Raw genomic sequence first — 21,115 nt, 5'->3', positions numbered from 1 at the left:
ATCTGTGTTATCACGAGTGACAGCAAGCTGAGGATGTCACTCTGGGTCGGTCTCGAGGTGATCCGAAATCGTATCGATTCGCTCGCCGCGTGCGGATCGGCCGAGCAGCTGGCCGCCGATGACAGCGGGGCTAAAGACGGTATTGGCGCCGGCACGGCGGAGTTTCTGGACGTTGCCGCGGGCCGTCGCGGCAGCGATAATACGGGCGTCGGGGCTGAGTTCCCGGGCGGTCAGGATTGCGAAGGCATCCTCGGCATCGTTTTCAGTCGCACAGACAATCGCACTGGCGCGTTCGACCCCGGCCTGCTGCAGCGGTTCGTCGTCGCTCGGATCGCCCACGATAACCTTGTACTCCCGGTTTCGGAGTCGGACCGCAAGTTCGTTGTTGGGTGTCACGATCACGAACTCCCGTTCGTCAGCGAGTTCTTCGAGGAGCGGTTCTGTCAGATCGCCGTAGCCGAGAATCACGATGTGATCCTCGAGCAGGTCGTAGTCTGTGTCAGTCATGGTTCCGAGTGCGCGTGCGAATCTGGCTTCGATTGCCGGGCCGAGCACCGATCCGAGTGCCACCGCGAAACTCGCCGTCCCGAGGACGACCACCGTGATACTGAACACCCGGGCCTGCTGGGAGAGGGGCGTCAGATCACCGTAGCCGACGGTGCTCGCGGTGACGATAGTATAGTAGAATGCGTCGGCGACGGTGTTGACCTCGGTGAACTCCTCTCGCAAGGCGTAGGTCCCGACCGTGCCGTAGGCCATCGTCCCCGAGAGTGCGACCAGTGCGGAGATCTGTGTGGTCGACAGCGAGACGGGCCGGTCGAACCGGTTCCGGTGATAGACGAGCCCCGGCATGGAGAGCAGTGACAGGACGACCAGGGGCAGCGAGTACGCACTGGCCTGAATGAGCCCCTGGAGGGCTGTAATCGGGAGCAAGGTGAGCGTCGCGTACAGCCCGAACCGGTGTCGATGCCGCAACGACCAGGTACTCAAAAGCAACACGAACCCGGTCAGTGCACCGGTAAAACCGGCTGCCTCCCGGACGACATCTGGAATGATATCGGCGAGTGGGCCACCGATCGTCACCCCGACGGTCATGTTCGTGATCCCGGTCACGAGTGAGAGAACGGCCACGAGCGACGGCAACAGGACTGTGAGCCGTGCACCAAAGAGTTGGATCCGTGGCCGTTCCTCGGTCGTCATATAAATCCAGTGCAGATGGGAGCAGTAAATTGTACCGGGTTCCGACTGCTGTCCGAGGGATTATATCGGAAGGGACGACCAGTTCGTCGGGATGGTAAGCGTTGCAGTCGGCGTGGCACCCGGACGGACGCTCGTCCTGGCTGCGTTCGTCTTCGGTGGGGTCGCACTGGGGACAGCGAGTGGACTGACACCGGGACTGCACGCCAACAACTTCGCGCTGTTGCTCGCGGGTGTCGCCCCGGCAATCCCCGCCGATCCACTCGCCGTCGGTGCGGCGATGCTCGCGGCGGGTGTCGTCCACACGTTTCTGGATATCGTCCCCGCGCTCGCACTCGGCGTCCCCGATCCGGCGATGGCACCGACGGCACTGCCGGGCCACCGACTCGTCCTCCAGGGGCGGGGCCGGGAAGCGCTGCGGCTCTCCGCGCTTGGCAGCGCACTCGCCGTCGCCTTCGCGATCCCACTGGCCGTCCCGATCACACTCGCGATGCAGCAACTGTATCCCACGATCGCCGCGAATCTCACGTTCGTCCTCGGGACGGTCTGTCTGCTCATCGTCGGCACCGAACCGACGACCCGGGCACGGATCGGGGCCGCAGTCGCCGTGGCGGCGAGTGGTCTCCTCGGCGTGGTGACGCTCGATATTCCGACCGGCGGGCTGGTCCCAGCAGGCGGGATGCTCGCGCCACTGTTTGCCGGCCTCTTCGGCGCACCGATCCTCATCGAGGCGATCGGTGGCGCGGGCGTCCCCGAACAGGACGACCCCCAGATCACGACCTCCAGACGGTTCGTCGTGCTCGTGGGGTTGATCGGCTGTCTCTCCGGCGCTGTGGTCGGCTATCTCCCCGGGATTTCGAGTGCGATCGCCGCCGCGGGCGCGCTCGTGCTGGTCCCCTACCGTGGCCCGCGAGCGTTCGTCGTCGCAACGAGCGGCGTGAACACAGCAAACACGATCTTCGCCCTCTTTGCGCTGGTCGCGCTCGGGAGCCCACGAACGGGTGTGCTGGTCGCGCTCGAATCGACGAACGTCCCCCACAATCTTCCGGTGTTGCTCGGAACTGTCGCCATCGCTGCCGGTGCGGGGTTCGTCCTGGTCCTCGCGGTCGGCGACCGGTATCTGGCTGCCGTCGGCTCGATCGACAACGCCCGTCTCTCGATTGCAGTGCTCGGCTTTCTCTGTGTGCTCGTTTTCCTCTTTACTGGTGTGGTCGGCGTCGGTGTGTTCGTCGTCGCAACTGCCGTCGGGCTCGTCCCGGTGCAGTTCGGCGCACGGCGAATGTCGCTGATGGGTGTCTTGCTCGTACCGCTCGCACTGTGATTTGAGGGATTCCCGAACTCGAAGAATCAGCGGGGATACTTAGGCGAATCAACACGTATCTCTCGGTATGTACGACAGGATTCTGGTGCCAACCGACGGGAGCGAGCCGGCAGCGGTGGCTGGTGACATGGCGATTGCACTCGCCGAAGCGTTCGAGGCCGACGTCCACGCCGTCTTCGTCCAGGAGACCGGCGGCTGGCCGTTCGGCCTCAGCGAGGAGGAAACTGCCGAACTGCGCCGGCTCGGGGAAGAGGCGGTCGCGGCAGTCGCCGACCGGGCAGCCGAGGCCGGTATCGAGGCGACGACGGCAGTACTCGAAGACAGCGATCCGATCCACGAGACGGTGCTGGCGTACGCAGACGAACACGACATCGACGCTATCGTAATAGGGACCCGTGGTCGGAGCGGCGTCGGTCGGATGCTCGTCGGGAGCGTCACCGAGCAACTCCTCCGCGAGTCGACGATCCCTGTCGTGACAGCGCACGAGGAGACGACAGTCCAGTGGCCGTTCGAGGGCATACTCGTCCCGGTCGACGGGAGCGCAACCGCACACGCGGCGCTGTCGGAGGCGATCGAACTCGCAGAACGGATCGACGCGGCGGTACACCTGCTCCACGTGGTCGACACCGGCCTCGTTACGGGGGACGTCGACGGCGGCATGGTGCTCGAAGCGCTCGAAGAAGCCGGAGAGCAAGCACTCGACATCGCCAGCGACCGCGTGGAACAGTCGGCCGTCACGACGGTCGAATCCTCGATCGTGAGCGGGCCACCGAGCCATGCGATCTGTGCCTATGCCGACGAACACGGCATCGACGCTATCGTGATGGGAACCCACGGTCGAACCGGTATCGAGCGGGTACTACTCGGGAGTGTGAGCGAGGGGGTGATCCGGCGCAGCGAGGTGCCGGTGTTCACGACGAAAGCAGAGCCGGACGGATGACGCGGCTACGACCCCGCGTCGAGATACGACATCGCGCGTTCGTCTGACACCTGCTCGAAGCGGTCGTAGGCCTGCCCGACAGCCCGGAACCGCGCAGGGGTCTCCAGACAGACCACCTCGTCGACCGTGGCTTCGAGGTCTGCGATCGTATCCGACGGGCCGACTGGAAGCGCAACGACGATACGGTCCGGGTCCGCATTCCGGATCTGTTCGAGACAGGCCCTGATCGTCGATCCGGTGGCGACACCGTCGTCGACGAGGACCACTGTCTTGTCTGTCAGATCGGGTTCGGACTGGTCACCCCGGTACCGGCGGGCTTTCTCCCGGGCGTTTGCTTGCTCCGTCTCGCGTTGCTGTTGGAAATACGCCTCGTCGACAGCCGAGTTCCTGAACGCTTCTTCGTTCCGCCAGACACTCCCGTCACTCGCGACGGCACCGATAGCATACTCCGGGTTGTTCGGCGCGCCGATTTTCGACGCGACAGCGATATCCAGCGGTACGTCCAGCGTGTCGGCAACTGCACGGCCGAGCGGCAGCCCACCGCGCGGGATCGCGAGCACGATGTCGGCGTCGATCCCCTGCTCGCGGAGTCGGTCCCCCAGTTCCGCGCCAGCCTGTTCTCTGTCGGTGAATCGGTTCGGGGCCATGTCTAGAGAGAGGAACCCCAGTCCCCTATGCTTGTGGTGATGCTAGCCAGTACTGGAAGAGTAGATGTAGGAATAAGTACTCAAATGACAGCAGTCGGTAACGAGGAGACGGCTCGTTTCGGACGTCTTAAGTTCGATCTGTGTCTGATTGTGAATATCTGATGGAACCCCAGCTCTGGGTCCTCACCGTCGCGATCGGCCTCCCCTTCGTCGCAGCAGTGCTGACACCGCTTTTCTATCGGGTTGTCGGTGAGCGGGTCGGCTATCTCGGGGCCGCAGTCGCGACGGTCTCGTTCGGACTCGTTCTCACGCAGGTCGGGACCGAGGGAACGGTCGCCACGCCGTGGATCCCCTCACACGACGTTGCCCTTCGCTTCCACGTCGATGGACTGGCACTGCTGTTCGCGCTGCTGGCGAGTGGCATCGGCGTCCTGATCTTCGCGTACGCGACGACGTACATGCACGGGATGCCCGACCTGGGGCGGTTCTACATGGCACTGCTGGCGTTTATGGGCTCGATTCTCGGGGTGGCGTTCGCGGCCGATCTCCTCGTCCTGTTTCTGTTCTGGGAGCTCACGAGCGTGACCTCTTTTATCCTCATCGGCTACCACACCGAAGACGCCAGCTCACAGTACTCCGCGCGCATGGCGATGATTATCACTGTCGGGGGTGGGCTCTGCCTGCTCGTCGGCCTCCTCGTGCTCGCCGTCGCTGCCGAACTGGCCGGCGTGGGCGCGTTCAACCTCGCAGCGATCCTCGAAAACGCCGAGACGATCCGGGCCGTGCTGGAGGCAAACGGGCTGTTCGTCCCGGCACTCGTGCTCGTGACAATCGCTGCCGCGGCCAAATCCGCACAGGTACCGCTGTACTTCTGGCTGCCGGGGGCGATGGTCGCGCCGACACCGGTCTCTGCCTTTCTCCACTCGGCGACGATGGTGAAAGTCGGCGTCTACGCACTCGGCAGAGTCCGACCGCTGTTTCACGGCCCCGAGTGGATGTTCCTCGTGGCGACGCTCGGTATGCTGACGATGACTGTCGGTGCGATACTCGCAGTCCTCGCCAGCGATATCAAGGAGTTACTCGCCTACTCGACGGCGAGTCACCTCGGGCTGATGATCGCTGGTTTCGGCTTTCAGACACACTACGGGCCCGAAGCCGGCGCCTTCCACCTGTTCAACCACGCACTGTTCAAGGCTGCACTCTTTCTGGTCGCCGGGATCATCGCCCACGAGGCCGGATCACGCCAGATCGACGAACTCGGCGGGCTCTGGCGTGCGCTGCCGGTGACCGCCGCGATCACGGCGGTCGCGACACTCAGTATGGCCGGGATACCGCCTTTCAGTGGATTCTACTCCAAGGAGATTCTCTTCGAGGCTGCCTGGGAGACCGCCCAGGCCGGCGGCGGGCTGGCGTGGCTGTATCCGGCGACCGCGGTGTTCGCGAGCATCTTCACCGTGCTGTACTCGCTTCGCTTTCTCTGGCTGTTTCTGGGCGAGAAGCCCGAGGAACTCGGTACGGTACACCGGGCTCCGTTCACACTCTTCGCCCCACCGGCGGTCCTCGCGGTCGGCGTCGCGTTCGTGAGTCTGCTTCCGGACGTCGCGATCGGCTTTCTCGTTGACGACGCTGCGAGCGCAGCGGCGCTGGAACCCGTCGCGATCGACGCCAAGATCCCGACCCATCTCTCCGGCCCGGTGGCGATGAGTCTCGTGACGATCGGTGTCGGGTTCGCGGCGTTCCCGTACTACACGGAGATTCGCTCCATCCTCGCCCGACTCCACGGGGCAACGAGACGGACGCATCCGGTCACGGTCTACAACGGGCTGCTCGGGGCGACCGACCGGGCGAGTGCGGCGATCAGTACTCACGTACACACCGGCCAGATCAGGACCTACGTCTGGTGGCTGCTCGCCTCGGCGTGTGCGCTCACAGTCGCCGGCTACGCGAGCACTGTGACGGGGCTGCCGACACCGACGAGTGCCGAGACGCCAGTCGCGATGATACTCGTACTGGGTGTGGCAGTGTTCGCAGCGATCGCCGTCACGGTCGCGGAAAGTCACGTTACCGGCGTGTTGACACTCGGGATTCTCGGCTTCATGGTCGCCATCTTCTACATCCTCGCGAGCGGCCCGGATCTGGCGCTAACACAGCTCGTCGTCGAGACACTGTTACTGTTGATCTTCCTGCTCGTGATCGAAGAGCTACCGGCCTTTTATCGCGAACTGGAGTGGGGCAAAGTACTCAGAGATGCCGCGCTATCAGTGTTCGTGGGTGCAACGGCGTTCGTCTCCGTGCTGTACGCTGCGCCGGCCGAAGACAGGGGATTGACCGAGACCGCCAGTGAGTACGTCGATACCGCGGTGCCGGAGGGTGGTGGGACGAATATCGTCAACGTGATCCTCACCGACTTCCGGGCGTTCGATACACTCGGCGAGTCGATCGTCATCGTCATCGCCGCGCTCTCGGTGCTGGTTCTGGTGACGATGCGAGACAGAGGTGAAACACAGTGACGACAGTTATCATGCGGACGACTGCACGCATCGTGGTGCCGATCATCCTCGTCGTCGCCATCTCGCTTTTCTTGCAGGGACACAGCCTGCCAGGCGGCGGCTTCATCGGCGGCGTGTTGACCGTCGCCGCGTTTACGCTCATCTACGTCGCCTACAGCCTCGATTATCTGGAAGTCGGCGTCCTCGACCGCGAGGTCGACTACGACAGACAGATCGGCGAACACCGGACGGTGACTGCCTACCGCCGGCTGTTCAAGTTCGGGCTGGCGGTGACCGTCGGGAGCGGACTGGCCGCACTGCTCTTCGACGAGCCGTTTCTCTCGCAGGATTACGAGTACGTCCATCTGCCGCTGTTCGGCGAAATCGAGCTTGCGAGTGCGGTCGTCTTCGATATCGGGATCTTCTGTGTGGTCGTCGGCGGCCTGCTCACGATCTTCTCGGTGGTGGGTGCGGAATGACGCTGGCTGTCGCGGCGACGGTCGGGGCGCTGTTCGCGCTGGGCACGTTCCTCTTGCTCCGGGATGATCTGGTGAAAGTCGTCTGGGGGCTGGCGATCATCTCGCAGGCCGCGAACGTCTATCTCATCGGGATGGGCGGGATCGTGGAGGGAACCTCGGAGACGGTACCGGTGCTCGCGACCCACCACGCGCCGTTTCCCGAGACGGTCGATCCGGTCGTCCAGGCACTCGTGTTGACCGCCATCGTCATCAGTTTCGGGATGACGGCTTTCGCGCTCACGCTCTCCTACCGTGCCTACCAGGAAAATGAGTCAATAAACGTCACGGAGTGGAAACAATGACGAGCTGGATCGCGATCGCGCCGGTGCTCGTCGCCATCGTGACAGGGACAGTCGCACTGCTGGTTCGAAACTGGCCGCGCCTCCAGCGAGCGATTGCGGTGTCCGGGACGGTCGTGTATGCAGCCGTCGTCGGCTATCTCTCGTGGCGCGTCGTCTTCGCGGCCGACGCCGGTGGCATCCTCTACCAGCTCGGCGGGCTAGAGGCACCCTTCGGGATCGTCCTCGTCGCCGACGAGCTGTCGGCGTTCATGCTCGCGATAACAGCGATCGTCGCCGTCTATGCGGTCGTCTTCTCTGTGCAGTTTATCGACGAACAGAACCAGCGTGTCTACTACTACCCCCTCTTCCAGTTCCTGTTGCTCGGTGCAACTGGTGCAACTCTGACGGGCGATCTGTTCAACCTCTTCGTCTGGTTCGAGGTGATGCTCATGGCGAGTTACGTCTTCGTTGCCTTCTACGGGAACGCCCAGCACACCGCCGCTGCTGTGCGCTACGTCGTGTTGAACATCGTCGGCAGCGCGCTCATGTTACTCGGGATCGGCGGGCTCTACGCCACGACCGGGACGCTCAACATGGCGGATATGGCCGTCCAGCTCTCGGCACCGGGCGCGGTGACCGAACCGGTCGTCGGACTCTCGGCGCTGGTCTTCGTCACCTTCTCGCTGAAAGCCGGGCTGGCCCCCTTCCAGTTCTGGGTGCCCTCGGCCTACCGGGCGGCACCGCTGCCGATCGTCGCCGTCTTCGCCGGCGCGACGAAGAAAGTCGGCATCTACGCGATCATCCGGCTGTATTTCACTGTCTTCGGCGACGCCGACGTCTCGGCGACTGTCCCGGCCGTCGCCGGCGACACGGCACTCGCCTTCCTCGCACCGGCCCTGCTCCTGATGGGACTGGCGAGCATTCTCGTCGGTGGCTTCGGCGCTGTCAGCCGCGACTCACTCGAAGAGTTGCTGGCCTATTCCAGCATCGGACAGATCGGATTTATCGCGGTGGCGGTCGGGATCGCCGCGGCGACGACCGCCGGAGAGCTTCGCCACCTGGGAATTTTCGCCGCGCTGATCTTCGCACTGCATCACGCAGTCAGCAAGGGGTTGCTCTTCCTGTCGACGGGCGTCATCCAGGATATAGCCGGGACGACAAAACTATCAGAACTCGGAGGGCTCGGGGATCGCTCCCCGGTGTTCGCGAGCGTCTTCCTCGTCGGCGGGCTCTCACTCGTCGGGATCCCGCCGCTGGCGGGCTTTTTCGGCAAGCTGTTCGTCTTCGACGCCGCAACGAGACAGTTCGCGGCAGCGACGGGCGACACCACCGCGACGGCAGCCGCCGTCCTGACACTCGGAGTGCTGTTCCTCGGTGCAGTCCTCACGATACTGTACGCGACGCGCGCGTGGATCGAAACCTTCTGGGGCAGTCAGAGTGAGGCGATCCGGGCAGGGGTAGTTCACGATGGACAGATCGCGGTGCTCGCGACACTCGCACTCGTCGTCCTCGCGATCGGCGTCGGTTTCGAACCGGTCTACCAGTTCGCCGACGCCGCGAGCGATGCGGCACTCGATACCGACGGCTACATCGAAATCGTCGGGCTCGGGGGTGAGACCGGATGAGAACGCGACGGTGGATCGTCGCGGGTCTGCTGTTTGCGGTGCTGTGGGTGTTCGTCAGCGGCAACTCCCTGGCCCCACAGGTGGTGGTGACGACGCTCATCGTCGGGACGGCCGTCGGCCTCCCAGTCGCCTACGTCTTCCGGCGGCTGTACGGCGAGGAGTTCCGAATCGGCCGGCTGGTGACGATCGTCCCATATATCGTCCTCTACGTCCTGGTCTTCCTCAAGGAGGTGGTCGTCGCGAACGTGGACGTTACCTACCGTGTGCTCGCGCCGAAGATGCCACTCGAACCGCAGGTGATTCTCATTCCACTGCGCGTCGAGACAGAGCTGGGAATCACCACGATCGCGAACAGCATCACGATCACGCCTGGAACGATCACGCTCGATCACGATCCCGAGGAGAACGCACTGTACGTCCACATGATCGACGGTCGCGACCCCCACGACGTCGTCGAACCGATCCGCCAGTGGGAAGATTACGCGCTCCTGATCTTCGACGAACAGCGAAACCCGGGAGATCCAGCCCCGGAGATCACGATCCACCCGCCGGATCACCCACCGGAACCGAAGACGGTTCCCCAGTCACTGGCGCAGTTTGGACTAGGGGAAGACGAAAACGAGGAGGAAAGGAATGGTTGAACAGCTGACAGCGATGGTGATAAACGGTGCGCTCGTCCTCGTCGCAGGGTTGTGTCTGCTCTGTGGCTACCGGGTGATCCGCGGGCCGACCGTGCCGGATCGCGTGGTCGGGCTCGATACGATCGCGACGAACGTCATCGCCATCGCCATGTTGTTCGCACTGAAGACGGACCGTGGCCTGTTCGTGACGGTGAGTATCGTACTCGCGATCATCGGCTTCCTCTCGACGGTCACCGTCGCGAAGTACGTCACCGAGGGGGATATCATGACACGGAGAGGATAATGAGAGGGACAACGAGAACGACGACAGGAGGGATCTAGGATGGTCGAACTCGAAGCGATCCGGCAGGTGACGGTGATGGGACTGGTCGTCATCGGCTGCTTTTTCCTCACAGTCGGCACGATCGGGCTGTTGCGACTCCCCAACGTCTACAACCGGATGCACGCGACGAGCAAACCGACGACACTCGGAACGGTGACGATCTTCCTGGCCGGGTTCGTCCAGTTCGGCCCGGGCGGTGCCGGGCTGACCTCGCTTGTCGGTATCGTCTTCCTGTTTCTGACGGTGCCGACCGGGGCGCACATGATCGCACGGGCGGCCCAGAAGACCGGTGTCCCGTTCCTCGGGAGTGTGACCTGGCCGACCGAAAAGTCAGATACCGACGAAGAGTCCTGACTGCGGGACTAGGCGGCTGCTTCGCCGGGGTCGTCCTCCGAGAGTAGCCCGGTGACCATCAGTCGCCGAACGATCGTCACGAGACCGTTGTTGAACCCCCGTCCGAACACTGCCTTTTCGTGCTCGGGGACGTCGGGATCGTGCGTCGAACTCGCCAGAATCGTGCTCCGGTCGATCAACAGCAGCCGGTTGATCTCTGTCTCGTCACCCTGGAGTGACGAGCTATCGAGCCACGGCAACTCGGAGATAAACACCCGAGCCTGGGGAACCGCGTCGATGAGTGTGTCACGGAGTGAATCGTCGGCGACACCGACGACGACGGTGACGCCACGATTGGTTGCCGCCTGCAAAGCCCCGATCAGTCCGTCGGTGAGCATCCGGTTGTTGCCGGCGACCATGATCAGTTCCCCCTCGGCCTCGTTGATGAGCTGTTCAGTTCTGGCCTCGATCGCGGCCCCGCCCGAGAGTGCCCAGACCTCGTGGGTGATCTCCGTCTCCTCGTCCGTTCCGGCCGGTTCGAGGTCGGTCAGGCTCTCTCTGAGCGATTCGATCCGGGTGACGTACTCAGATTTGAGAATATTCACTGCCTCGTCGATCGAAACCGTTCGAAACTGTTTGGGGTTCGAATGGTGTATTTCGACGAGCCCTTTCTGTTCCAGTACTCGAATCGAGTCGTAGACCCGCGTCCGGGGCACCTCGGAGATATCGCTGATCTCCTTTGCGGTACCCTGAGGGAGCCGGGATAACGCGACGAACGACTTGGCCTCGTACTCCTTGAGCCCGAGCTGCTGGAGCAATTCTATCGACTGCTCTTGATTTGCTAGATTTTCCATGGATCCCAACCTCTTGACTACCGGGATGATAGTCTAATTACTTCTTCCAGTCACAATCAGAAAGGCGTTTCCTCTATTATTTTCAAAAAGCGTACGTTCAGTAGATTCACTCAAATAATCACAGTATAACTGACGTGACAGCCACAGAATCAAGTTATGCAGGACCTCTCGAATAGCAATTCACCCAGTTAATCACAATACTATTTTACGGCAACGGCTCGGAGTGGGTAGTACACACAGTCCGATCTGGATCCCAACCTCTCGGGCTGTGTGTACTGTCCACACGGACAGTTTTCACCAGAGTATGTCTCCGGACTCGTCGGATCACCCACGGCAGGTTGCTATCGAACAGTTGCAAGCGTTTGGGCTGAGTGCCTACGCCGCCGAAACGTTCGTCACACTGGTCAGAATCGAAACCGGAACGGCCAAAGAGATCAGCGACGTCTCCGAGGTGCCCCGGACACGGGTCTACGACGCGGTCGACGACCTCGAACGGAGGGGCCTCGTCGACGTCCAGCACTCGAACCCCAAACAGTTCCGGGCAGTCTCCCTGGAAACGGCCGGACAGCACTTCGAGCAGTACTTCACCCGGCGGCTGAACCGGTTTCGTGACGCGACGGGGGAACTCGAGACGACCACACAGACCGAAGAACAGCGCGGCGTCTGGACTGTCACCGGTTGCGACACCATCACCGAACGGATTCTGGAGTTTATCGATGCGGCGAACGAGACGGTCGTATTCATGAGCGTCGAGAACTTGCTCACCGAGGAGATCGTCGCCAGCCTCTCCGCGGCCCAGGACCGTGGCGTCTCGATCAGACTGGGGGCGATGTCCGAGACGTCACGCCAGGAGATCGAAACGGTCGTCCCCGAGACGGAGTTCGTCCCGTCACTGTGGAACTGGGCGGAGACGCCCTCGGGACGGCTGGTGATGGTCGACGACGAAACAACCCTCGTGAGCGTGCTCGTCCCCGACGATGGGAGAACTGTCTCGAAACAGAGCAATGAGACGGCAATCTGGGGTGCAGGCATGAACAATAGCCTCGTCGTCGTGTTGCGAGCCCTCTTTACATGGCAACTCGATAGCTCGTCGTTCGAGTGACCGATCTCCCCAAAAATATAAATCGAGTGTGCGAATTGTGTTAAATTATGACACGGGAGGTACTAGAGCAGTGTCAGCCGGGGGACAAGGTGAGCAGGATATGAACCACGACGGGCCACATTCCCATCGACGAGACGGGCAAACCCAGCAGGTCGTCTCCGACTGGCGACAGTCCGACGGGCTGACAGAGGCGATCGTCAAGGCGATCGCCGAGGTGACGGACAGCCAGCCGATGGCTCTCCCACCGTTACAGGAGTACACCGACGTCGATTCGCTGAAGCGACTGCTGACAGGGACCGATTCGATCGAAATCAGATTCGAGTACGAACAGGTGAGAGTCACCATCGCGTCCGACGGGAAGCTCGTGGTCGAGCTCGCTGGCCACAGATAGAACGGTCACTCCTCGGCGTCGAGGCGATCCTGCTGGGCGAGTGCGAGCTTGAGATACGGGCTCACGAGCTTTGTTTTCTCCGTTTCGTCGACGAGCTGGCGCTCCATGTTGTACCTGATAAATCCGGCATCGACCAGCTCCGGGAGATGTGTCTGTGAGAGTTCGACGGTGACCCGGTGGCGAAACTCCTCACCCGTGTTCGCACTGTTGGTCTGTTCGACCGCGTAGTCGACGAGTTCGGTCATCGTGACGTAGCCATCCGCCCGGAGCAGATACGTCAGAACGTATCTCCGGCCGGGATTCGAGAGCACCGAGAAGATCGAATCGATCGTATCCTCACTCGGGAGATCGGGGCTGGTGCTCTCTTCGATCAGTGTCTGGACGGCGATACGTTCGGGCTCGGTCGTGAAATCGCCCAGGACCGTTCCTGTTCCGGCCTCATCGTCTGTGGTCTCGTTGTCGTTGTTACTCATCTTGGCTCACCTGGTCGCAGGCAGATCCGCCGTGTGAGGGTCGCGGTTGCAGACCGTGAGCAACCGCTGGTGTCCGTCGACGCCTCAATCCCTGCGGGAGAGTCGGTTGATACACGTGAAGATCCGTCTCGTATGTGAAATTACCGAGGCTATCGGATTGTTATAGAGTATCAACCGGGTAGTAAGAAGACCATACCAGCGTGCAGCACCGGTATGGGCTGTCCACCACACGCAGAGAGATTACTCCGTGACGAGATTCTCCGAATCGATCGTCTCCCAGATCTCACGCCCACGTTCCGTGAGTCCGTAGACACGCCCCTTCTTTCGGTCGTCAGAGACGAGCAGGTCGACGAGCTCTTTCTCACGGAGCCCCTGCAGGGCTCGCGAGATGTGCGCGATGCCGACACTCTCGTCTGCTGCGATCTGCGATGGTGTTGCAGGCCCAACGGCAAGCCGCCGGAGGGCGATGACTCGATACCGCGAACTGATCACGAAGCCGATTTCGTCCCAATCTGTACTCATTATTGATTTTTATCGTAACTGATGATTTGTCGGCCGATACAGGCTGTTTAGATTCGTTCGTTACCAGGTAATTTGTCTAGAGCTATCGGTATAGACGTTTTGTTCGTTCAGATTGTTTCGTTATTTAAGCAGGTATTATTTCAAATTAAGAAAAGTCTACGTATCACGCAAATACCCCCTCACGGCGGACGGGTCGTACCAGCCCGGACGGGGACCAGCCGGACTGTATCGGGCAGATATCCGGGACACAGCAGGGAGTTACCTCGCTACGCCAGCGGTTACGACGAGCCCAACAGAAACCTCGGAATGGTATTTTCTACATAACAATGCAGAACGAAAACAATTCGGAATCATGAACGAGAGACGGGGTTCGGGGGGATCCGTCACGAATCGAGCCGAGCGAGCGGGGGGGGTGAAGCAATGAGCAAAACCACCGTCCGCCAGCGCAAGGAGATAGATGCAAAGAAACGGGAGCGGACAGATGCCCGGGCAGAGAATACGGACTGCTGTCCGGAGTGTGAGACAGGGTCGGTGATTCTCGACGACGTCCACGGGGAGCTCGTCTGCCAGGAGTGTGGGTTCATCCTCAGGAACAGGCTAATCGATCCAGGTGCCGAGTGGTCGGCGTTCACCCACGAGGAAAGCCAGCAAAAATCCAGGGTCGGCTCGCCGATGACCGAGATGCTCCACGACAAGGGATTGACGACCAAGATCCACTGGAAAGATGCAGACGCACACGGGCAGCCGCTGTCGGCGCGCAAACAGGAGACGATCAAACGGCTCAGAACCTGGCAGGACCGCCTCCGGATCAGCCAGACAGGTGAGCGCAATCTCCAGCTGGCGTTAAGCGAGATAAACAGAATGTCGAGCGCGCTAGAGCTGCCCGAACAGGTCAGCGAGATGGCGTCGGTGATCTACCAGACAGCACTCGACGACAACCTCGTCCAGGGACGATCGATCGAGGGCGTAGCATCCAGCAGCCTCTATATCGCCTGCCGGAAACAGGGAATCCCACGGAGTCTCGACGAGTTCGACAAGATCGCCCGCGTCGACCGGAGCGAGATCGGTCGCAGCTACCGGAGCCTGGTCACAGAGCAGGATCTGGAGATGCGGCCGATCGATCCCAAGCAGTTCGTCCCCCGCTTCTGTTCGGAGCTCGAACTCGGACAGGATATCCAGCGGGAAGCCCAGGGGATTCTGGAGCGGACCGCAGAAGAGGGAGTCCACTCCGGAAAATCACCGACGGGGCTGGCCGGTGCAGCTATCTACATCGCAGCGACCGACACCGAGACGAAGGTAACCCAGTCAGAAATCGCCGACGTCGCCCAGGTGACAGAGGTAACGATTCGAAACCGCTACCAGGAACAATCCGCCGTCCTCGAAAACGCGGACGAGTAACCCAGTACGGACTCGCCGTGCGACCTGGCGCGGTAAGGAACGGCCAACGGTCGACAGTTAGCAGTGATTCGAGAGTTCGAGGAGATCGGTTTCTTCGGCGACGACGAACGCCGCGTCTTTGAGTTCGGACTCGTCACTCGGGAGGAACATTACCTGATCAGTCCCATCGAGAGTTTCGAACTGCTCCCACTCTGTGAGTTCGTACTCGAAATCGTCCCCGAAATCCGGATCCGACTCGAGTGCTTCCCAGTCTGCCCGCGACCAGGCACCTGACGCACTGTGCTGGGGTTTCCGACCTTTCACTGACCGGTCAGAATCAGTGTTACTGTTTCCTTCCTCCGTCATAGTTAGTTCCCGAGCACCTCTAGTCCAACCATACAATAGGTTAAGATACTCCTACTGTAAAAGTCGTTCTGCCGATTTCGGTTTATTCGGCCCACAGTTTACCAGTTTTACGTACAGTATAGATGTACTATACATGCAGATTGGGGACACCAAGTGGATCACTCACGAGAACCGAGTTACAAAAACGGGAGATATCAGGCCGAATGCGCGGAGATAATACGCCCATACCCTCCAGAAAAGAGTGTTAATACGTTCCTACTGCAGGAAATCGGCGGTTTAGATGGGAGTTCAGCTGGTACGGGAGCGTACATCCACTCCCATCGCGTGCGCGACCGAGCCGAGGAACATACCACCGAGAAGCAAAAACAGGACGACTGATGGCTGGAGGCCGTACTTTGCAGCGCCTCCGATGGAGATCACAAAGAGGAGACTGCCGGCGACAGCGAGTCCGAGATAGAGTTTGTACCAGTCGCCACTGTCCGAGTCACCGAGGTACGAACAGACCTGTTCCGCGTTTCTCGCAAGCTCGATAGTCCCTCGATTTTTGTCGAAATCGATTACGTCCATACTATCCATCTTGGGGAGATGGCACTGATAGAGACCGACGTAGACGCGTTTGCGTTGCGAGGAGGTGATCTGCTGAACGGTGGTGTCGTTTTCGATCGCCGCGATATGCTCGGCCAGACTGCTTAGAGTTGCCGTCCCACCGTGTTCGTTCAGATAATGAAGTGTCTCCCTGCGGCGGCTGTTTTTCAGAATCTCGAAGGCCTGATCGAGTGGCAACGTTGCCTCTTCCGCTGAGTCTTGGGAGTTTGTATCGGGCTCACCCGACTGTGCATCATCCATTGTCTCCTGTGTACCGGGTTTCGGTCCCTGGACCGCTTCACCCGTCTGTGGCGATTGTCCCGTGCCGCTGTCTGAATTAGTCATTGCAGTAATGGTTCGCGTGCAATTTCTGTCTGCTAAGCTTACTGAACGAACCGATAAAAGTCTTCTTACCGTTCGTTTTGTTTTTACTGAAAAGGATTCTGAGAGCCAGCAATTAAAAAAAGTAGGTCAGCCAGTTCGTACCCATCCGTGCTATCCGTCCAGTCAGCATCGCCAGCGAATGGGTCGCTCATTATTTCAGTGGTCCCAGGTGGCGTTCTCTGACCGCCTGAGGCTCTTTTCGAGCGAACGAAACAGAGTAGGAAGGTCTTAACAAATGGTTCCGACCAGCCGAAGTATGCGTTCTATATAGTTACATAACTCCTATTATAGTATACAGTTTGATAAAAAAGCCGAGGAGGAAGAGCAGCCACGGTAAGTAGAGTGTATTCTGGGAGACAGCACTATTCCACCCGGTATTTCGAATGTAACAAAGTAGTGATGGTTAGTTGGTCTACGTAGACAGGGAACAGTCTCTGATCGCCTATCAGACGATACCCCGGGTATCGGTCCATGGACGAGGGTGGCTGATACCGTGCTGTCGCAGGCGAATTTCACAACGAACACAGTCGATGAAAATTCACTAGTAAATGGCCCCGAGCGAACAATCTCTCTCGCAAGACGATGTTTTCGAGCTGCTTAGTAGTCCCAGACGACGGTACGTGTTGTATCATCTCCGGGAAGCAAACGAACCGATCGAGCTGACGACCCTCGCAGAACAGGTCGCAGCCTGGGAAAACAATACGAGCATCGAAGAGATTACCGAGCAGGAACGAAAGCGTGTCTACGTCTCGCTGTACCAGACACATATTCCACGTCTCGACGAGGCTGGCGTCGTAAGCTACGACAAAGACTCGGGGATGGTCATGCTTCAGCCGGATGCCGACGAGATCGACACCTATCTCAACTCCTCTGACGACGAACTCCCCTGGCAGTGGGTGTATCTCGGACTCGCTGCGACGAGTACTGTACTGCTCGGACTGACAGTAGCGAATGTTCTCTTTTTTGGGGCAATCTCCGAAGCGGTCGTCGCGGCGTTTATCGTCGCTGCATTTGTCGTCACGGCAACAGCGCACGCCGTCGACCGACTCCAGGACAAGCAGTCGATTCCGTCCGAGTTACAGAACTAAGGCGGTATGCGACAGGCGGGCAAACGGCTGGGAGATCGAGCTCACTGCCCCGATCGAACCGAGACTGGTGGTTGTCCGTTCGGACAGATCGTCGACCACCGTAGCTACTGCTGGTGACGGTTCGGAATAACTGGGGGACCGGGGGGCAGCGAATCAGACACGACGGGTCGATACCACAGACACCTTATTCCTTCGTTGCCTGCTCTTCCGGCATCAACTGCTCTGGCTCTCGCTCGTACGCCGGGGTATCGACAAATTCCTGAATCCGCTGCAGTTCTTCTTCCGAGATGTGTTCTACCATCGTTGATCTCTCGGGGTGTATCGGACGTAGTAATTTGTTGCTTGATCTGAACCGGCGACCCGCTAGTTACAGTATAAATAATAATCTAAAATAAATAATTTATATGATACTAATATGTGTCTACAATCATCAAACACCGGTAAGATGGGATTTTCAGGCCCGTAAACCAGTTAATATGTTCCTTACCATCGGCCCCGGTTATATAAATAAAAAGACACTACAGCTGTAGATGATTCGACAGCAGACAACCAGCTGCCAGTGCCTTACGTTCCGCCTGGGATTGTCTGACCATACTGGTCACCACGGCTGTCGGTCCACCAGCAGCCCCTGGTCGGGCGGCTGCTCGGAAACAGACTGTGGTCCATCGCCGTACTGGAAGTTATCGCATCAGGCACGATTGCACTCGGGCCAGACGTCGAACGTCGCCGAGTCCACTGCGAGGTGTCGCCGCGACTGGAGGACCGCAAACGGGGATTCGAGAGTCATACTGGTAGTTATACCAAACTAAAGAACGTCGACCGGTGAGCACTCGTTCTCACGGTGGTCGGCGATCTGTCCGAACGGACAGCCACCAGTATCAGCTGTGCGATCCGATAGCAGCCGTGGTCGAACGATGCGATTCTACCCGGAGTATGTTGGGACCACAGAATGCAGTTTCTGTACTTACTCTGCAATAATGTCTATCTAACTAACTTGTATGCTCGGAAGTACTGAGTAGAGGGGTCTGATAATGAGTGACTCTCCGGAACAGACGGTCGGTGACATAGACAGGACAACCCAGGACGAGAAGCAGCTATCGAAAACACAGATTTTCGAGATACTAAGTGCTGATCGGCGTCAGGAAGTACTAGAGTATCTACACAAAAATGACGGAGGGGCGGACATCGGGGAGCTTGCCGAGCACATCGCGAGTAAGGAATGTGACTGCGAGATCAGCCAGCTGAACTCCCAGCAGCGCAAACGAACCTACGTCGGCCTCTACCAGTGCCATCTCCCCAAGATGGCAAAAGCCGGCGTCGTCGATTACGACGACGACCGCGGACACGTCTCCCTGAACAGTCGATCCGGTCGGCTGCTCAAGTACATCTACTACGAAGAGGAGGAATCACTCGACAACCAGGAAGGGTTTTTCGGGCGGCTACTGCGATAGATTCGTCCCGACCAACAGACCCATTTGAGACCAACTTGGCAGCGACTGGGCCAAGTCGACGGTGTTCGTCGTCGATCCCGACAGACAGATCCAGTACGCCTGGCAAAGCGAGACCATCGAGGACGAACCCGATCTGGCCGCCGTAGGGCAACTGGCTGCCACGGCGATAGCTGTGAACTGCCAGCGGACAAATCTATCTGTGACTGCAGGCCAGGCCGGCTGGAAGACCGCAGTAAAAGAACAGGTTACGGCAGTGTGAGCTACTGTTATATTCGAGTCTGACGTAACATGATACGTGACTGACGAGACAACCGATCTGACGGCACCGGAACTGACGAAAGACGACCTCCTCTTGCTCGACGATCCACGATTCACGACCGACAACGTCGCGCTAGTGACGGGTGCAGCCTCGGGGATCGGTGAGGCGACAGCGATCGCGCTGGCGACGAACGGGCTAACAGTCGTCGGGGCCGACATCGACGAAAGTGGGATGGAAAACACCGCAGCGACAATCGAGGAGTTCGACGCAGCCGGAGAGTTCCACCCGGTCGAGACGAATCTGACCGACGACGAGGACGTCGGCGCAGTCGTCGAGGCGGCTGCAGAGGAAGGCTCGCTGCGTTACGTCGCGAACATCGCCGGGATGCAACACATCGACTCCATCGCCGAGTTCCCGATGGAAAAATACGATCTGTTGCAGGATATCATGGTCCGCGCGCCGTTTCTCACTGCGAAGAAGGCGATTCCACACATCGAGGCAACAGACGACGGCGTCGGGGCAATCGCGAACATGTCCTCGGTCCACGGCCACTACGCGACCAACAGCAAGGCGGCTTATATCACGGCCAAACACGCGCTGAGTGGACTTACGCGGTCGATCGCGGCCGAGGGCTCTGGAACACTGCGGAGCTTTTCGGTCTCGGTCGGGTACGTGCTGACCCCGCTGATGGTCAACCAGATCGCGGACACCGCCGAAGAGCGCGGTATCTCCCAGGAAGAGGTCATCGAGAACGTGATGCTCGGGCAGGCGCGCACGAAAGAGATGATGACCCCCGCTGAAGTTGCGAACCTGTTCACGTTCGGTCTCTCCCACCACGGGAAACATCTCAACGGCGCGGACATGCTCTGGGACGGTGGCTACACGAAGACCTACGAATGAGTTCGGAGCAGACGAACGTCGCCATCGCCTGCCAGGGCGGCGGCAGCCACACGGCTTTTACCGCGGGGGTACTCGCCGAACTGTTCGAGAACTGGCCCGAGGATCACGAACTCGTCGGCCTGAGTGGGACCTCGGGCGGTGCCTTCAACGCACTCGCGGCCTGGTACGGACTTGTTACAGAGGGCGAGGAGGTGGCCGCGGAGATGGTCACCGACATCTGGGACGACCTCGCGGCGGACAGCTACTCGGAGCGAACGACGAACCGGTGGCTCCAGATACTCGACAAGATGCAGAGCAACGGGATGCCGTTCCCACAGTTTAGCCCGTACCAGATCCCGGGACCCGAACTCGGCAAGAAACGCATCCGAGATATTCTGGAAACGCATATCGACTTCGAGCAGGTCCCGGAGTACTGCCGGGCCACCACACCGGAGCTGGTCGTCGGCACTGTCAACATCAACGCCGGTGTCTTCGAGACGTTCACCAACGAGGCGGTCACCGTCGACGCGGTGCTCGCGTCGGCAGCCGTGCCGAATCTCTTCGAGGCAGTCGAGATCCACGGCCACCTCCACTGGGACGGGCTATTCTCACAGAACCCGCCGGTGAGCGATCTGATGCACCAGCCGGCCGACCGGAAACCCGACGAACTCTGGATCGTCCAGATCAATCCACAGGAACTGGACGGCAATCCGACCCACCTCGACGAGATCGCCGACCGACGGAACGAACTCTCGGGGAACATCTCGCTGAACCAGGAGCTTGGCTTCATCGAGCGAGTAAACGAGTGGGTCGAAGACGGAACACTCCCGGCCGACGAGTTCTCGAAAACCTCGATCGACCGCATCCAGATGAAGAAACGGTACCACTGCTCGACGAAACTCGACCGTGACCGGAAGTTTATCGACGAGTTGATGACGCTCGGCCGGACCCGGGCGGCGGAGTTCCTCGACGAGTAGGCTGGGCCAACCATAGCTGTCATATATATAACTTTTCCACATCTGCGTGGGTTACGCACGACTCGACTGCTCTTAACCGGTGGTGAATGGTAG

Annotated in this window: 24 protein-coding genes; 17 read left to right on the top strand and 7 right to left on the bottom strand. The window is 60.0% G+C overall.

Annotation, left to right across the window (positions count from 1 at the left end):
* Positions 1 to 36 precede the first annotated feature (36 nt).
* The gene (locus EOW68_RS06605; protein ID WP_128224365.1) at positions 37 to 1,200 is read right to left on the bottom strand and encodes an NAD-binding protein; all 1,164 of its coding nucleotides are present in this window, start codon (positions 1,198 to 1,200) and stop codon (positions 37 to 39) included.
* Positions 1,201 to 1,291: 91 nt separating this feature from the next.
* Here EOW68_RS06605 and EOW68_RS06600 point away from each other — a divergent pair, with 91 nt between their 5' ends.
* Entirely contained in the window at positions 1,292 to 2,518 is a 1,227-nt protein-coding gene (locus tag EOW68_RS06600; protein ID WP_128224364.1) for a tripartite tricarboxylate transporter permease, read from the top strand.
* 67 nt (positions 2,519 to 2,585) lie between these two features.
* Positions 2,586 to 3,458 carry a universal stress protein gene (locus EOW68_RS06595; RefSeq protein ID WP_128224363.1) on the top strand — a complete coding sequence of 291 codons (873 nt, stop codon included), beginning with the start codon at positions 2,586 to 2,588 and terminating at the stop codon, positions 3,456 to 3,458.
* A 5-nt stretch (positions 3,459 to 3,463) separates the two neighbouring features.
* Here the strand turns inward: EOW68_RS06595 and EOW68_RS06590 are convergent, their stop codons facing one another.
* The gene (locus EOW68_RS06590) at positions 3,464 to 4,105 is read right to left on the bottom strand and encodes a phosphoribosyltransferase (protein WP_128224362.1); all 642 of its coding nucleotides are present in this window, start codon (positions 4,103 to 4,105) and stop codon (positions 3,464 to 3,466) included.
* Between the two features lie 161 nt (positions 4,106 to 4,266).
* On the opposite strand from EOW68_RS06590, the gene mbhE reads away from it, so the two are divergent.
* Genes mbhE through mnhG form a run of 7 tightly spaced genes read left to right on the top strand, consistent with a single transcriptional unit; the run spans position 4,267 to position 10,335 of the window.
* Positions 4,267 to 6,615 (top strand): hydrogen gas-evolving membrane-bound hydrogenase subunit E, encoded by a 2,349-nt coding sequence (mbhE, locus tag EOW68_RS06585; RefSeq protein ID WP_128224361.1) that lies wholly within the window; start codon positions 4,267 to 4,269, stop codon positions 6,613 to 6,615.
* Positions 6,612 to 7,073, top strand: a complete 462-nt coding sequence (locus tag EOW68_RS06580; protein ID WP_128224360.1) for an MnhB domain-containing protein — start codon at positions 6,612 to 6,614, stop codon at positions 7,071 to 7,073. The genes mbhE and EOW68_RS06580 overlap by 4 nt, the downstream gene beginning before the upstream one ends.
* Positions 7,070 to 7,414 (top strand): sodium:proton antiporter, encoded by a 345-nt coding sequence (locus EOW68_RS06575; RefSeq protein ID WP_128224359.1) that lies wholly within the window; start codon positions 7,070 to 7,072, stop codon positions 7,412 to 7,414. Before EOW68_RS06580 ends, EOW68_RS06575 begins: the two co-directional genes overlap by 4 nt.
* Positions 7,411 to 9,018 (top strand): complex I subunit 5 family protein, encoded by a 1,608-nt coding sequence (locus EOW68_RS06570; protein ID WP_128224358.1) that lies wholly within the window; start codon positions 7,411 to 7,413, stop codon positions 9,016 to 9,018. The genes EOW68_RS06575 and EOW68_RS06570 overlap by 4 nt, the downstream gene beginning before the upstream one ends.
* On the top strand, positions 9,015 to 9,659 hold the full coding sequence (locus EOW68_RS06565) for a Na+/H+ antiporter subunit E (protein WP_128224357.1): 645 nt from the start codon (positions 9,015 to 9,017) through the stop codon (positions 9,657 to 9,659). Before EOW68_RS06570 ends, EOW68_RS06565 begins: the two co-directional genes overlap by 4 nt.
* Positions 9,652 to 9,942, top strand: a complete 291-nt coding sequence (locus EOW68_RS06560; RefSeq protein ID WP_128224356.1) for an MrpF/PhaF family protein — start codon at positions 9,652 to 9,654, stop codon at positions 9,940 to 9,942. The genes EOW68_RS06565 and EOW68_RS06560 overlap by 8 nt, the downstream gene beginning before the upstream one ends.
* Before the next feature lie 39 nt (positions 9,943 to 9,981).
* Positions 9,982 to 10,335 (top strand): monovalent cation/H(+) antiporter subunit G, encoded by a 354-nt coding sequence (gene mnhG / locus EOW68_RS06555; RefSeq protein WP_128224355.1) that lies wholly within the window; start codon positions 9,982 to 9,984, stop codon positions 10,333 to 10,335.
* Positions 10,336 to 10,343: 8 nt separating this feature from the next.
* On the opposite strand, the gene EOW68_RS06550 is transcribed toward mnhG, so the two are convergent.
* Positions 10,344 to 11,168, bottom strand: a complete 825-nt coding sequence (locus EOW68_RS06550) for a TrmB family transcriptional regulator (protein ID WP_431358783.1) — start codon at positions 11,166 to 11,168, stop codon at positions 10,344 to 10,346.
* 304 nt (positions 11,169 to 11,472) lie between these two features.
* Here EOW68_RS06550 and EOW68_RS06545 point away from each other — a divergent pair, with 304 nt between their 5' ends.
* Together EOW68_RS06545 and EOW68_RS06540 are read left to right on the top strand one after the other, a co-directional pair.
* The gene (locus EOW68_RS06545) at positions 11,473 to 12,270 is read left to right on the top strand and encodes a TrmB family transcriptional regulator (protein ID WP_128224354.1); all 798 of its coding nucleotides are present in this window, start codon (positions 11,473 to 11,475) and stop codon (positions 12,268 to 12,270) included.
* A 100-nt stretch (positions 12,271 to 12,370) separates the two neighbouring features.
* A complete protein-coding gene (locus EOW68_RS06540) occupies positions 12,371 to 12,661 on the top strand; it encodes a HalOD1 output domain-containing protein (RefSeq protein ID WP_128224353.1) in 291 nt (96 codons plus the stop codon).
* Positions 12,662 to 12,666: 5 nt separating this feature from the next.
* Here EOW68_RS06540 and EOW68_RS06535 read toward each other — a convergent pair whose 3' ends face one another.
* Complete coding sequence (locus EOW68_RS06535; protein WP_128224352.1) at positions 12,667 to 13,134, bottom strand: DUF7344 domain-containing protein; 468 nt, start codon at positions 13,132 to 13,134, stop codon at positions 12,667 to 12,669.
* A gap of 240 nt (positions 13,135 to 13,374) precedes the next feature.
* Positions 13,375 to 13,656, bottom strand: coding sequence for an ArsR family transcriptional regulator (locus EOW68_RS06530; RefSeq protein ID WP_128224351.1), 282 nt, complete (start codon positions 13,654 to 13,656; stop codon positions 13,375 to 13,377).
* A 420-nt stretch (positions 13,657 to 14,076) separates the two neighbouring features.
* On the opposite strand from EOW68_RS06530, the gene EOW68_RS06525 reads away from it, so the two are divergent.
* Entirely contained in the window at positions 14,077 to 15,054 is a 978-nt protein-coding gene (locus EOW68_RS06525) for a transcription initiation factor IIB (protein ID WP_128224350.1), read from the top strand.
* 57 nt (positions 15,055 to 15,111) lie between these two features.
* Here the strand turns inward: EOW68_RS06525 and EOW68_RS06520 are convergent, their stop codons facing one another.
* On the bottom strand, positions 15,112 to 15,399 hold the full coding sequence (locus EOW68_RS06520; RefSeq protein ID WP_128224349.1) for a hypothetical protein: 288 nt from the start codon (positions 15,397 to 15,399) through the stop codon (positions 15,112 to 15,114).
* Between the two features lie 288 nt (positions 15,400 to 15,687).
* Entirely contained in the window at positions 15,688 to 16,329 is a 642-nt protein-coding gene (locus tag EOW68_RS06515) for a DUF7344 domain-containing protein (RefSeq protein ID WP_128224348.1), read from the bottom strand.
* Between the two features lie 587 nt (positions 16,330 to 16,916).
* Between EOW68_RS06515 and EOW68_RS06510 the strand changes: the two genes are divergently transcribed.
* From EOW68_RS06510 to EOW68_RS06490, 5 genes are all read left to right on the top strand, one after another.
* Entirely contained in the window at positions 16,917 to 17,456 is a 540-nt protein-coding gene (locus EOW68_RS06510) for a DUF7344 domain-containing protein (protein WP_431358782.1), read from the top strand.
* 1,031 nt (positions 17,457 to 18,487) lie between these two features.
* On the top strand, positions 18,488 to 18,907 hold the full coding sequence (locus tag EOW68_RS06505) for a DUF7344 domain-containing protein (RefSeq protein ID WP_128224346.1): 420 nt from the start codon (positions 18,488 to 18,490) through the stop codon (positions 18,905 to 18,907).
* Between the two features lie 61 nt (positions 18,908 to 18,968).
* A complete protein-coding gene (locus EOW68_RS06500; protein WP_431358781.1) occupies positions 18,969 to 19,166 on the top strand; it encodes a hypothetical protein in 198 nt (65 codons plus the stop codon).
* 36 nt (positions 19,167 to 19,202) lie between these two features.
* Positions 19,203 to 20,066, top strand: a complete 864-nt coding sequence (locus EOW68_RS06495; protein ID WP_128224345.1) for an SDR family oxidoreductase — start codon at positions 19,203 to 19,205, stop codon at positions 20,064 to 20,066.
* Positions 20,063 to 21,022, top strand: coding sequence for a patatin-like phospholipase family protein (locus tag EOW68_RS06490; protein ID WP_128224344.1), 960 nt, complete (start codon positions 20,063 to 20,065; stop codon positions 21,020 to 21,022). Before EOW68_RS06495 ends, EOW68_RS06490 begins: the two co-directional genes overlap by 4 nt.
* The last annotated feature ends 93 nt before the right edge of the window (positions 21,023 to 21,115 follow it).

Source organism: Halovenus amylolytica (assembly GCA_004015825.1).
GTDB lineage: Archaea > Halobacteriota > Halobacteria > Halobacteriales > Haloarculaceae > Halovenus > Halovenus amylolytica.
Note: the sequence above shows the minus strand (reverse complement) of the source record. Positions and strands in the feature narration are given on the sequence as shown.